Here is a 13,893-nt window from a genome sequence, read left to right on the forward strand (position 1 = left end):
TTATTTATTGATTAAAGAGTTAATGTTGATCACAGACTGATTGACCTGCTGAATTGATTCCAGATATTTGAGCTGAATATTGGTTGCGGTCTGCAATGCAAAAAGGTATTCAACGTAGGAGATTTCTCCTGTTTTATAACCGAGCTGACCAGCTTTCACAATTTTTTCGGCATTTGGCAAAGCCTGACCGACATAATATTCATATTGCAGAATATCCTGTTTGTATTGGTTCAATACGTTTTCAAGTTGGGCGGACAATTGTTTTTGCTGAAGTTTCGCATTGGATTTTGCCATTTGCTTTTGATAATCCAAGGACTGAATTCTTGCTTTGGTTGCTCCAAACGTCAACGGTATTGATATCCCAATGTTGGCAACGTTAAAACGGTTCCCTGCATTGTAATATTTTTCCTGCCCATTCACGGTATGAAAACCAATGATCGATTGATTCGTATAACCCAAACTGAATTCAGGTAAGCCCTGGGATTTTTCTACATTTTTATTTTTCTCGGCAATTTCCATTTCCTGATAGAATGCTTTGACGGTTGGATGATTGGCAATTGTAGTGCTGTCCAATATATATTCAAATTTCAGTGGCTGATAATTTTCACTAAGCGGAATCTCGATTTGATCATCTGTATTTAAAAGCGTTTTCAAATTTTTGTAAGCATTATCAAGATAGATTTTATTCTGATTTAATAATAGATTGATCTCACCTTTCTGCGTTTCCGCTGTACTGATTTCTATCTTCTTGATGTCACCTGCATTAAATCTGACGGTTGCAATCCTGATAAAATCCTGATACAGACTATCGAGTTTCATTAGTTTCTTCTGATTGTAGTGTAAATATTCAATCTGATAAAAATACGTTCTGACCTGTTTTGCAAGCTCATTAACAGTTAGTTCTCTGCTGATCTGTTTCCCTTTGATTTCCTGAGCAATAAGTTCCTTTCTTGCCTTAAACAAAGTCGGGAAAGGAATACTTTGAGAAATGGAAAACGACTGGTCAAACTTCGGACTGTTGTATTGTCCAAGCTGCGCACTAAAATTCATTTTTGGAAGTTCATTGGCTGTAGGTTTTAAGGCTTCAGAAACTTTAATATCCAGATCCTTCGTTTTTACTGAATAATTATTACTCAAAGCCATTTCTGTCGCCTGCTCCACCGATAATGTTTTTATATTTTGAGCATTTAAAGTTTGCCCTACAAGTAAAAATCCTACAACGACAATCGTTGTCAAAGATTTCATTTTAAAATGATTCTTTCTGAATTTTGTATTGAAAATAATGTACAACATTGGCAAAACAAATAACGTCAAGAAAGTCGCAGTGATCAAGCCACCTATAACCACTGTTGCCAACGGTTTCTGAACTTCCGCTCCGGCTCCTGTTGAAATGGCCATCGGAAGAAAACCAAATGAAGCTACGGCTGCGGTCATTAAGACTGGTCGAAGTCTTGTTTTGGTTCCTTCAAAAACACGTTTGAGAATATCGGTTTCGCCATCTTTTTCCAATTGATTGAAGGTTCCGATAAGAACAATCCCATTAAGAACGGCAACGCCAAACAAAGCGATAAAACCAATCCCAGCGCTGATACTAAATGGCATATCTCTTATCAATAATGCGAAAATTCCGCCAATTGCACTCATCGGTATCGCAGTAAAAATTAATGCAGCCTGCTTAAATGAGCGGAATGTGAAGTATAACAAAAAAAATATCAGGAGTAAAGAAACCGGAACCGCAATCATCAGTCTTTTGCTTGCGGCTTGGAGATTTTCAAACTGACCGCCATAAGTAAAGTAATACCCTGAAGGTAATTTTACTTGCTTATCCAACTTAGTTTGAATATCTTTTACTACACTTTCAACATCACGGTCTTTCACATTAAATCCAATCACAATTCTACGTTTCCCTTCATCACGGCTGATCTGAGATGGGCCTAGTTTATAGCTGATATTCGCTACCTGGGAAAGTGGGATCTGGTTTCCGGTACCAGTTGAGATCATCAAATTATTGACGTCATCGATATTGGTTCGGTGAAGACTGTCGAGTCTGACAACCAGGTCAAAACGTCTTTCGTTCTCAAAAACCTGACCAGCAGATTTACCTGCAAAAGCTGTACTTAAAGTATTGTTAACATCCTCAATACTCAACCCATAGTTTGCCATTCTTGTGCGGTCATACTCTACATTGATCTGTGGTAGCCCGCTGATGCGTTCAATTTGTGGAGCAGTAACCCCATCAACAGATTGAATGACTTTACCGACCTGATCTGCGTAAATTGTAAGGGAATCCAAATTTTCACCAAAGATTTTCACCGCCACATCCTGACGGATTCCAGTCATTAGTTCATTAAAGCGCATTTGTATAGGCTGGTTCTTCTCGAAAAATACACCGGGAATCAATTCTAATTTTTCTGAAATTTCATCTGCCAGCTCATCATAAGACTTTTTACTCTTCCACTCATCCTGTGGCTTTAAAACAATGATCAGATCAGTCGCTTCCGGAGGCATTGGGTCAGTGGGAACTTCGGCAGCCCCTGTTTTTCCCACTACCATTTTCACTTCATCAAAACCTTTGATGATTCGGGATGCCTGCATAGACGTTTCAATACTTTGCGACAGTGAACTTCCCTGCGGCAATATGCAGTGAAAAGCAAAATCTCCTTCCTGTAATTGCGGGATGAATTCTCCTCCCATCCTGCTAAAAATAATTAGGCTCAATGCGAATAAAGCAATAGTCACTGAAACAATCACTCCTTTAATTTTTACCGCTTTTTGCAATATTGGCTGGTAGATACCTTGCAGTTTATCCATCAACTTATCAGAGAAACTTGCTTTTGTCGAAATCTTTTTAGATAAGAACAAGGCGCTCATCATAGGAATATAGGTCAACGATAGTATCAAAGCTCCTAAAATTGCAAAGCCAACTGTTTTTGCCATTGGCGTGAACATCTTACCTTCAACACCCACCAAAGTTAGAATAGGAATATAAACGATCAAGATAATAATTTCCCCAAATGCAGCACTGTTTCTGATTTTAGAAGCGGAAAGGAAAACTTCTTCATCCATCTCTGACTGTGTCAGTCTTTGAGTAGATTTTCTAAGTCCCAAATGATGGAGTGTAGCCTCCACGATGATCACGGCACCATCAACGATCAATCCAAAATCTATCGCGCCTAAACTCATCAAGTTGGCACTGACTCCGAAAACATTCATCATCCCTAATGCAAAAAGGAGTGATAGTGGGATTGCAGAGGCAACAATCAATCCTGCTCTGAAATTTCCTAAGAATACGACCAGTACAAAAATTACGATGAGTGCACCTTCAATAAGATTTTTCTCAACCGTATTAATTGCTCTTCCAACAAGATCTGTACGGTCCAGGAACGGCTCTATAATCACATCATTTGGGAGTGACTTCTGGATCGTCGGAATTTTATCCTTAATTAAATTGACAACTTCATTACTGTTTGCTCCTTTCAGCATCATAACAATACCACCAACAGCATCTACCTGACCATTATAGGTCATTGCTCCATAGCGAACTGCACTGCCGAGACGGACTTCCGCAACATCTTTGACAAAGATGGGAACACTGCCAGTTTTATTATCAATGGCAATATTTCTAATATCCTCAAGCGAAGTTACGACGCCGATTCCACGAATGAAATAGGCATTTGGTTTTTTATCAATATAAGCCCCTCCTGTATTCTGATTGTTCTTTTCTAAAGCGGTGAAAAGGTCTGTGATGCTGATTCCCATTGCCCTAAGACGGTTGGGATCGACAGCTACTTCATACTGTTTCAGTTCTCCTCCAAAACTATTGACTTCTGCAACACCGGGAGTTCCGTTCAGCTGTCTTCTTACGATCCAATCCTGCATTGTTCGCAGTTCTTTGGAGGAATACTTTTTCTCGCTACCTTTTTTCGGATGGAGAATATACTGGTACACTTCCCCTAAACCAGTGCTGACTGGCGAAAGCTCAGGCGTTCCAACGCCTTTCGGGATTTCTTCGGAAGCTTCCTTCAGTTTTTCAGTTATGAGTTGACGTGCAAAATAGACATCAACATTTTCCTTAAATACAACGGTAATAACCGATAGACCGAATCTTGATATACTTCGGGTTTCTTCGATATTGGGAATATTGGCAATGCTCTGTTCAATTGGGAACGTTACCAACTGCTCTACTTCCTGTCCCGCCAATGTCGGGCAAACTGTAATGATCTGAACCTGATTATTGGTAATATCAGGAACTGCATCAATGGGCAATCTCGTTGCACTCCACGAGCCCCATATAATCAACAACAAGGTCATTACGCCAATAACAATCTTGTTGTTGATGCTAAATTTTATGATTTTATCTAACACAGAATTTTTAATTTAACTTTTTATAGAAATTGCTGTTGAATAATAGGCAGAACCTGTCCGAATATCAATAATAATAGTACAGCAAACATAATATTGAAGACAATGCATCAATTACAGTGTCTTTCAAAAAATCGGTAAAAAATTAAATTTTGGGAGGTTGCCAAATGTGGTCATAAACCTGATAGGCAATATTATTCTTGTGAAAAAGAATCTTTTTTGAAAAATAGAAGGAAATCTTTGTTGGAATTTCTAATAAAGGTTCAACCTTAAATGCAATAACCGTGATTTGGCAACAGCTACAAAAACAGAAAGGAGAACAGGTATCATCACTTTCGTCAGAATGAGTATCCTCCGCCTGCATCGAAGTTTTGGAAGAATGATTTGATAAAGACTTTGCATTGATATCACTGCAAGGCATTACCAATAATGCGATGAAATAGAATGTCAATATGAGTCTTAAAACTTTCACTTTACAAAAGTATTAAATATAATTTTATTATTGTGTCTTTGGTTGTAACGAAAAATTATCGTAGGACTACATTATGTCAAGGGATAAATGAGATGGATAAACACTTTAGAAAATCATCAAAATTGTAAAAATAACTATTTCTGTATTACGAGCTGTTTACAATTAAGATGAATTCTAATATTTTTGTTTCAGCCACAAACTAACCCTTACCAATAAAATTAAAACAGGTACTTCCACAAGAGGGCCGATGACCCCAACAAATGCTTGTGAAGAATGGATTCCAAAAACTGCTATAGCAACGGCAATCGCTAGTTCAAAATTGTTTCCAGTTGCCGTAAAAGCAATCGATGCGTTTTTATCGTAAGGCACCTTCAATGCCTTACTAATGAAAAAGCTGATGAAGAATGTGAGAACAAAGTAAATTACTAATGGGATAGCAACTTTAACAACGTCCATTGGTAGCTCTAAAATTTTGTCTCCCTTCAAACTGAACATCAATACTATAGTAAACAGCAAAGCATACAAAGTAATAGGTGAAATAGCCGGAATGAATTTTCTATTGAACCACTCTTTTCCTTTCAATTTAATCAAGAAATAGCGGCTCAAAAATCCTGCAATAAATGGGATCCCTAAATAAATGAATACACTCTCGGCAACGTCTTTCATTGGTACAGCAACATTGAAATTACCTAAGCCTAGTTTTTGTGGTAGTACATTAATGAAAAGCCAGACATAAAAACTATAGAACACCAATTGGAAAATACTGTTTAATGCGATTAGCAGTGCTGCGTACTCCCGATTACCTTTTGCCAGATCGTTCCAGACAATGACCATTGCAATACATCTTGCCAGACCAATCAAAATTAGACCAATCATATAGTCCGGCTCATCTCGTAGAAAAATGATAGCTAGAACAAACATTAAAATAGGGCTGATAATCCAATTTAGAAGTAATGATACCGACATTACTTTCTTGTCTTTAAAAGCCATTGGTAAAAGAGTATAATCCACTTTTGCCAACGGTGGATACATCATCAAAATCAATCCTATTGCTAAAGGAATATTAGTTGTTCCGACAGACAAAGAATTTGTGACAGTAGAGATATTAGGATAGAAATATCCCAACCCAACGCCCAAAAGCATTGCTAAAAAAATCCATAAGGTAAGAAAGCGGTCGAGGAATTTTAATTTTGGTTGCATCGTCTAATTATTGAGTTGAGCGTATTGTTCCGCTGTTAATAAATTTTCAGTTTCTCTTAGGTCTTCAATTTCAATTTTCACCATCCAGCCATTATCAAATGGATTAGAATTTACAATCGTTGGCTCTTTTAAAAGTTGCTCATTGGTTTCAATTATTTTCCCTGAAAGAGGCATAAATAGGTCGCTGACGGTTTTAATGGCTTCTACAGAACCAAATACTTCGTCTTGTTTGAAGTTATGATTAACATTCGGCAAGTCAACGTATACGATTTCTCCCAATTCTTTTTGAGCGAATGCTGTAATACCGACAGTTGCAATTTTGTTCTCAATACGAACCCAAGTATGTTCTTTAGAATAATATAAATCTTTTAAAAGTTCCATTTTTTAGATTTTTGAAGATTAATAGCCACGTCTTAGATTTTCTGCATACTCGTTTGGAAGAGGGCTGTCTTCCACTGCCTTTGCTGCCTTTTCAAAGTCATAGTCAAAACGGATAAATTCTACACTGATGCTTTCTTTGTTCAAAATAGAACTGTTTTCATCAACTGTCAACATCACATAACCACCTCTGATATCATTGTCTTTCGGCTTCCCAACCGAACCGATATTTACTGCGTGACGAAAATGATCTTGACCATCAATACCCGAATTTAAAACTCTGTGATATGGTTTGTGTGTATGTCCGAAACACATAATGTCGGCATCGGCCTGTTCCATAATGCGGAGCATACTTTTTTCTTCACGGTCTTCGAAAAGATATTCATTTATTTTTCTCGGACTCCCGTGTACCAAAAGCAGGTTTAGTTTGTCTTCATTCAATTGAAATTCTACTTTTATATGTGCTGGAAGTGTACGCAGGTACGCACGTTCGTCGTCTTTCATCAAAGAATTAGTAAAAGAAATGGAAATGTTTCCGTTGTCCTTCTCAGCGTCTGTTTTGTAGGCGCAACCGCATTCATTGCTCATTCTCCCAATACCAAAATCGTAGTTGCCTGCAATAGTTGGTATTCTTCTTTTACGGATTTCATTGACCACTTCGTTTGGCCAGATATTGTAACCTACTAAATCTCCCAAACAATAAATGCTGTCGGGATTTCTTTTTTCAACATCTGTAAAGAATGCTTCCAATGCAGGAAGATTAGCGTGAATGTCGCTGAATAATGCAATTTTCATTTTTTGTTGATTTTATAATTTTTATTTTTAATCTATTCCAGTAATTTTACTCCTGCATTCCATCAAGACAGTGTCTTTCCAAACCCCATTCTTTCTTCCAATTTTTTCCCTATAGCCGATGATCCTGAAACCACATTTCTCGTGTAATCTTATGCTATTTTGGTTTTCTGCAAATATCCCGGATTGTAAAGTCCATATTTCATTTGACTCACTTTGTTTAATCAATTCATTCAACAACATTTCACCAATCCCTTTCCCTCTTGCAATTGTTGCTACATAAACACTTACTTCAGCTACGCCCGAATAAACACATCTGCTGGAGACAGGAGATAATGCAGCCCAACCAAGCATTTCTTTATTTTCATAAATACTGATCCTGCAAAAATTAAGGTGTCCTTTATCCCAATCTTCCCATATTGGCAAATCATTTTGAAAAGTGGCAATATTGGTTTCTAATCCCTGACCATAGATTTCTACCAGCTCTGGAAAATTTTCTTTGGTAATAGGCTTTATTTCCATAGCAACTGAATTAGCAACATCCGCCACCTGGTGTGCAAGAATTGTTTTGATTTACATTAAGTTCAGATAAGTTTTTCTTTTCTTTTTCTGATGGAATTCCACAAGCGTCCTGTGCTAAACAAGCTGTAGTCTTATTTTTTAGAATAAATGTTTTCCCGTTAAATTCCAGATCATATTTACCGATTGTCTCACTTTGATATTCAACTTCAATATCAAAATCTTCTATTCCTAATTTATCTTCAGAAAGTTTGATAATGTTGAGTAATTTGTTAGGTTTTAAACGATGTTCAAAATCGTCTGCATTCCAAAGCTGAAAATTGACAACCTTCTCTGAACGGATGACACCGCCACAATCAATAAAGTTTTTATTGATCATTCCTACTTCCGTAACGTGAAAATGTTCAGGAACAAAAGCACCATTCTCTAATTGGAATTCAACATTTTCTAATGTTGGCAAAATTTGTTTGACTTCTGATAATTTCATAATTGAATCTTTATAGTTTAAATGCAATATTACGATATATTTTGATAAAAAAATGCTAACAGCATTTTGATTTGGTAACGGTTTGTACTATTGCGGAAAAATAAGTGTTTAAAATTTCGATAGTCTTTTCGTCTATACAATAGCAGATAGCGTTTCCGGAAATGTTACCTTTTATAATCCCTGCGTTTTTCAATTCTTTCAAATGTTGGGAAACTGTTGGTTGAGCTAATGGTAATTCATTCACGATGTCACCACAAATACACTCATTAACTTTCATCAAATACTCAATAATAGCTATTCTGGCAGGATGCCCCAATGCTTTTGCAATAGTTGCAATTTGATTTTGTTTGTCTGTAAAATGTTCTGTTTTAGTAGCTCCCATAATTCCAAAAATATTATATCGCAATATTACGATATAATATTTACTTCGCAAAATATTTTTTAATAAATTGTCTAAAGAGAAGCTTAGGGATCCAATTCAAAAAGAATTCAAATAGTAGAAAATATATTCACCGAAGGTTTTTACCTTAATTTTCACCTCCAAAGTAATTTTCCAGCTGATTGATAATTCTTTAATGATTTTCCTTACTTGCGTTATATCCATCTTTAAACCTCAGAAAATCTTCCGCTTTTTTAGGATTATTTTTAATCCATAATTGCATTATTTGAGTGTTTTCTCTCAAAATTGTTATCTCATTTTCATCGTAGATTTTTTTTCCTTCATCAGCAATTTCATTTAAAATATCTTGGCGTAGTTCACTTTTAGCTTTGATGCTTTCTTTGTACCAATTGGTTGAGAAATTAATGGAGGCGATCAGTACTAAAACCGCAAAGACAAAAACTCCAATTCCGCTCCAAATAAATTTCTTCTTCCATCGTATATCCTTTCCTAAACCCTCCAAATAATCTTTAGTTTCTTTTGAAAGAACCATTTCTGTCTGGGTAGGAATACTGGCAAGAAATTCAGTTATTTTGGCTTGCATTAATTTGAAAAAGACCACAGTTTCATTATTGAGTGACTGTCCGTCTTCCAAGCAGATCTTTAAATCATTCAATAGAGTCGTATGATCTTCAATGGCAAACTGAAGTTTGATATTTTGTTCAATATTTTCCATATTTGATTTGATCACGTTTTCTAAAAGTTCCATTGCGTTACTTTTAGATTCTTTATTTTCACTATCCATATTTATTGTTTTATATTTTTAATTATCTTCTTAATTTTCGCTTCTTTTTCCAGAGTTCATCTTCGTCCTGAGAAACATAGGTTGGATTAAGGAAGTCGCCTATTAACTCGCCTGCAATATCTATTAAGCTTTCATTTGGGTCTGATTTCAGATGATTACTTGCATCATTATTTACACTATTTTGACTTAATGATTTTACCAGATCATCAAGACCAGGATCTATTGCCGACAGAGAGAATCCGACATTTTTAAGGAAGAAGAATCCGCTTTTCTGTTGATTACTATCAACTTTATTGATCCATATACCTTGAATTTCATTTTTTTGATTGGCTTTAAATTCTCCATTGTATTGCATCTTTACAGAAAATCCTTTTTGTTGTATATTTTCCCGAAATTCCTTTAAGTTGCTAGCGTATTTTTGTACTTCCTTAACCGCAGTTTTAACTTCAAACAAAGATTTTATTTCAGAGATTTTCAATTGATTTGAAATTTCAGACAATTTGTAACCAGCTATATAAATCCTTTCAGTTTGAAAATTTTTGTCTTTTTCCATCACAATTCGCATTCCCGAAATCCCGTCTTTGACATTTGAAGACAATTGAACTTCGTAACCTTTTTTCTTCATTGATAAGATCAGATCATCAAAATTATCTTCTGCCCTGATAGTTTCGGTCAAGATTTTCAACATCTCGGCTTTTTTTTGCACTCCAATTTCAACATCGGTTAATAATCCTTTCTCTTTACAAACTTCTCTGACAGCTTCACCAAATCTCTTTCCGATATCGTGTGATTTCACGGTGCACTTTCCCGAAATATCAATCCTGTTCACGATAAAATGAATATGCTTATGTTTCGTACTATTGTGAATATCCAGTCGGTACTGATTTTTGTTTGTCACACCAACTTTTGCAAGAGTTTCCATCGCAATCTGTTTTAATTCCTCATCTTTTAATACTCTGCCTATCTCGTCTGGTTGAGAAATATAACCCGTCAATGCCCATTTCTTCACTTTGAGATTTCTTTCAGCTACGGTCTTCATTTCGTTAAATTGACCTTCAGCAGTGTCACTCAAAAGATAATTCGAAGCCACCATTTCTGCTGTTCCTTTATCGTTTGCATTGTATTCCAAAGCAATTTTTGTAATGGTTCTTGTGGTTGCCGAATTATTCATTTTTCTGAGTTTTTAGAATATAAATATTGATGAATTAATTGGATCAGATTTTCAATTTTTACTAAAATATCTTTCTTGTTTTCAAAAACATTCCATTCCCGATTTCTTAAAAGATTAGTGATTTTTTTGAAATGATTTCCATATTGAAGCAACACTTCATCAGTTTGGAATTCATTAATTTTAAGTTCCTTTTCGAACAAAACATTCCGAATATAAGTGGACAATTTCAGCGGATGTTTTTCTTGTTTTTTAAGTAGAATTTCATATTCAGCATTGGTCATTCGTATTGAAATAACTTTGTCCAATTTTTTATTTTCTTTGGTTTTTAAACCACCTTTACGACCTAATTCCTGAAAATATTTTTTTCTCTTTTCCTGAGCAATTTTGACTTCATTTTCTTTGGTGGCTTGGTTTATAAATTCTTGTAAAAAGTCTTTTTCCATTGTGTAAATTTTATTGCATTTAAAAAACATTTCTGACGATAGGAAGAAATCAAAAATCCCAATTTTGCAATCAGCGGGTACGCTTATTGTAAACTTTGGGTACTTTTTGCACTAACATACCACCATATTTTACCTGTATTTATTTTACTCACCTTCGTCTTTGCTTCACTTGCCTTTCAGGTGATGGATTTTTGTGAATCATCCAATCATTTAAATCTTTAAAATCTGAATATAAAACCCGACAATCTTCTGCGTTTTTGTTTTCATTTTTAATCATTTCAACGGCACGATTTCCTGCTTCGTCATTATCAAAATAAAGCTCAATATTTTTATAATTTTCAAGTGAATTTTTAATCTTAGAAATCATCGAAACGGAATTCAAAACGAGATAATCGACAGGTTCTTTTTCTAAAAAGTTCTCTACATTTTTAAAGGAAAGAAAATCGAAAAAGCCCTCGAAAATCCGAAGCGATTCTGATCCGTTTTTTATGGTTGAAATATCTTTTTTGCCCAAACAAATTTTCGAATATTTATTGCGGATTTCATAACCGCCAGAATAGTTCTTGAAGCCAATTCCAAAATAGTTTTTATCTTTCATTCGGTAATGAATTTCGTCTAAGAACTGAGTTTGATTTCCAACTTTTCTTTCTCTTAAATATTCCAAAAGTGCAGGATGCTGAACGTTTTTAATTTCAATGATCTCATAGTGTTTAGATAAATTTTCTGCTTTCTGATTTGAAATACTTTGCTGATGAAATGAAGAAAAATTTTGATTTTCTGCCCATACTAAAACTTCATTGACCGAAGCGTTCAGGTATTTCTTCATAAAGTCGGTATTCGTTCCTCCGATCCCTTCTGAAAATAAATACCAATAGTTTAGACTTTTATTGATTTTAAAAGAGGCTTGGGATTCGTTGGCAAAAGGGTTGAGATACCAAGCTTCTTTTTCATTTTGTTTCGTTGGAAGGTGTCCGAGAGAAAGGAGGACTTCTTCCAACGATATGCTGTTGAATTGTTTGCAGTTCATTGTTGTACTTTTTAATGTTTTTAGTAATAAGCGTATGAATTTTGATGGGTAAAGTAGACGGATTTAGTTTTGTCTAATGTTTGATGAATTGATGAGAAAGCCTTTTAAAAAATTGATTAACAATAATTTAAACTCTCATCAAAGTCTCATCACCTCATCAAAGTGGAAATATTCTTCTCATCATCCTCTCATCAAAAATCAAGGTTTAAAAGTTTGATGAGGCTTTTGATGAGAGATAACACATTGATTTTCTTTTTATTATCTATTAATTCATCATTTCATCAAATTTTTGGAGAATAAAATTCCTTTCTATTGTAAAATACCGCCCTGTTTTATTCTGTTGAAAAAAACTTAAGCCATAATCTAGGTCGTATTTGATATAGGCTAATGAATTGTTTTGAGGCTCGAGCTTCCAGATTTCTTTCAGCAGTTTCCGTATATCGTTTACTGTCCAATATTGTTTGCTGAACATTTTACCAAGCATATTGAAAATATCTTGCGGAATACAGTTAATAATCTTGTCTTCGGTACTTTGGAAAAACTCATATAAAAGTTCGATGATCTTAGATTCCAGTTTATTGTTATTTTTCCAAACCAATTTCTGAAGGGCTTTTGTTCTGATCTGCGAATCAGTGAACCACATTCTTGTCTCCTTACGGCTGTGAAAAGGTCTTTGGATTAGGTAACGAAGGAAATAGGGAATCTCCTTGTTTAGATTGTGGAGAAATTCAGTGTTCTCGCTTTTGATTGATCTTACTTTAATAATCCAGAATCGGATCTCATTTTCATCGATCTGAATGAAGTTATCTTCATTATTGGAACAGAGAATGAATTTTCCAAAAAATTCCACTTCTTCACGATCTTTTCCTTTTGCCTCCTTCTTGTCTTTATCAGTCGTCGAAAGATATTTTAATCGTTCCGTAATTTCTTTTTTATCAAAGAATACTTCATCAATAGCAACGATTAGCATTGATGTCCAATCCGAATTGAACTGACTGCTGAATGAGTCACCTTTGATATAGGTCATATTAAGTCCAAAAATAGATTTCAGCCATTTTATGAACGTGGATTTTCCAGTAGATCTTTCTTTACTTACAAGACAAAGAATCGGGAGTATCTGTGTTGGATATTGCAGTAAGATCTTGATGTAATCCAATCCTAATTCCAACTGTTCTGCGAAAATATGCTCCATAAATCTAAGTGAAAATGGAATCTTCTCTTTTAGGCTTGTTTGCTCTAGTGTTTCTTTGATCGGCTGGTAAGGAATCTCATTGTAAACATTATAAAATCCTTGGATAATTTGTTGGTATTGCAAATGGGATGGTATACAACAGAAACCGTCATACTTAGGAACTTTTGAGACGTATATCTTTCCGTGATCGCTGATAATGGTTTCACGATTCCATCGAGTTAGTATTGAGATCTTATCTCCTGAGATTAATGGTTTCTCAATAGTTTTATAGTAGGTTGTCCCTACTCTTAGATATGGGATTTTTTCGCTCATATTTTAAAGGTTTGATTCCGTACAGGAAATACGGAAGGGTGAATTGGAATGCTTGATAAATAAAAGTCTCTATCTATCTTCTATACTTAAGCGACTTGACTTCGTTTAAAGCATCCATAAGATCAAAATGGTTGACTCTGTAGAATCTTCCTATTTGTTCCGCCTTAATGTTACCTTTTAAAATATGTGAGCGTACGGTTTGATAATCGAGTTTTAGAATTTCTGAACACTCTTTGATAGAGTATAGTGTCTTTTTCAACTCAATTTCAGGTTCTTTTTTGAGAGAATAGAGTAAGTCTTTCACTTCCCCTAATTCGTCGAGAATGGTTTGGAATGGATTTGTTGTCTGCATAA

Annotated in this window: 14 protein-coding genes; all 14 read right to left on the minus strand. The window is 35.1% G+C overall.

The annotated features are described in order from the left end of the window. Window positions 1–4,365, minus strand: a complete 4,365-nt coding sequence (locus tag ACZZZA_RS02265) for a CusA/CzcA family heavy metal efflux RND transporter (RefSeq protein WP_082474556.1) — start codon at window positions 4,363–4,365, stop codon at window positions 1–3. A 142-nt stretch (window positions 4,366–4,507) separates the two neighbouring features. Beyond that, window positions 4,508–4,834 (minus strand): DUF6660 family protein, encoded by a 327-nt coding sequence (locus ACZZZA_RS02270; protein WP_082474554.1) that lies wholly within the window; start codon window positions 4,832–4,834, stop codon window positions 4,508–4,510. A gap of 174 nt (window positions 4,835–5,008) precedes the next feature. Continuing rightward, the gene (gene arsB / locus ACZZZA_RS02275; RefSeq protein ID WP_056013313.1) at window positions 5,009–6,034 is read right to left on the minus strand and encodes an ACR3 family arsenite efflux transporter; all 1,026 of its coding nucleotides are present in this window, start codon (window positions 6,032–6,034) and stop codon (window positions 5,009–5,011) included. A gap of 3 nt (window positions 6,035–6,037) precedes the next feature. Continuing rightward, on the minus strand, window positions 6,038–6,415 hold the full coding sequence (gene gcvH, locus ACZZZA_RS02280; RefSeq protein WP_056013310.1) for a glycine cleavage system protein GcvH: 378 nt from the start codon (window positions 6,413–6,415) through the stop codon (window positions 6,038–6,040). A gap of 18 nt (window positions 6,416–6,433) precedes the next feature. Beyond that, entirely contained in the window at window positions 6,434–7,207 is a 774-nt protein-coding gene (locus ACZZZA_RS02285; RefSeq protein WP_056013307.1) for a metallophosphoesterase family protein, read from the minus strand. A 27-nt stretch (window positions 7,208–7,234) separates the two neighbouring features. Continuing rightward, complete coding sequence (locus ACZZZA_RS02290) at window positions 7,235–7,726, minus strand: GNAT family N-acetyltransferase (RefSeq protein WP_056013483.1); 492 nt, start codon at window positions 7,724–7,726, stop codon at window positions 7,235–7,237. A gap of 10 nt (window positions 7,727–7,736) precedes the next feature. Then, window positions 7,737–8,210 carry a DUF6428 family protein gene (locus ACZZZA_RS02295; RefSeq protein ID WP_027377091.1) on the minus strand — a complete coding sequence of 158 codons (474 nt, stop codon included), beginning with the start codon at window positions 8,208–8,210 and terminating at the stop codon, window positions 7,737–7,739. Window positions 8,211–8,265: 55 nt separating this feature from the next. Continuing rightward, complete coding sequence (locus ACZZZA_RS02300) at window positions 8,266–8,592, minus strand: ArsR/SmtB family transcription factor (protein ID WP_002981116.1); 327 nt, start codon at window positions 8,590–8,592, stop codon at window positions 8,266–8,268. A 190-nt stretch (window positions 8,593–8,782) separates the two neighbouring features. After that, window positions 8,783–9,394 (minus strand): hypothetical protein, encoded by a 612-nt coding sequence (locus ACZZZA_RS02305; RefSeq protein WP_056013305.1) that lies wholly within the window; start codon window positions 9,392–9,394, stop codon window positions 8,783–8,785. A 22-nt stretch (window positions 9,395–9,416) separates the two neighbouring features. Beyond that, on the minus strand, window positions 9,417–10,565 hold the full coding sequence (locus tag ACZZZA_RS02310; protein WP_082474552.1) for a relaxase/mobilization nuclease domain-containing protein: 1,149 nt from the start codon (window positions 10,563–10,565) through the stop codon (window positions 9,417–9,419). Continuing rightward, window positions 10,562–11,008, minus strand: coding sequence for a plasmid mobilization protein (locus tag ACZZZA_RS02315; protein ID WP_056220643.1), 447 nt, complete (start codon window positions 11,006–11,008; stop codon window positions 10,562–10,564). The genes ACZZZA_RS02310 and ACZZZA_RS02315 overlap by 4 nt, the downstream gene beginning before the upstream one ends. 148 nt (window positions 11,009–11,156) lie before the next feature. Further along, complete coding sequence (locus ACZZZA_RS02320; protein ID WP_056074846.1) at window positions 11,157–12,035, minus strand: toprim domain-containing protein; 879 nt, start codon at window positions 12,033–12,035, stop codon at window positions 11,157–11,159. Window positions 12,036–12,300: 265 nt separating this feature from the next. Further along, window positions 12,301–13,539 (minus strand): primase-helicase family protein, encoded by a 1,239-nt coding sequence (locus ACZZZA_RS02325; RefSeq protein WP_056220638.1) that lies wholly within the window; start codon window positions 13,537–13,539, stop codon window positions 12,301–12,303. Window positions 13,540–13,612: 73 nt separating this feature from the next. Further along, complete coding sequence (locus tag ACZZZA_RS02330; RefSeq protein ID WP_056220634.1) at window positions 13,613–13,891, minus strand: helix-turn-helix domain-containing protein; 279 nt, start codon at window positions 13,889–13,891, stop codon at window positions 13,613–13,615. Window positions 13,892–13,893 lie beyond the last annotated feature (2 nt).

Source organism: Chryseobacterium sp. AC405b, assembly GCF_979258685.1.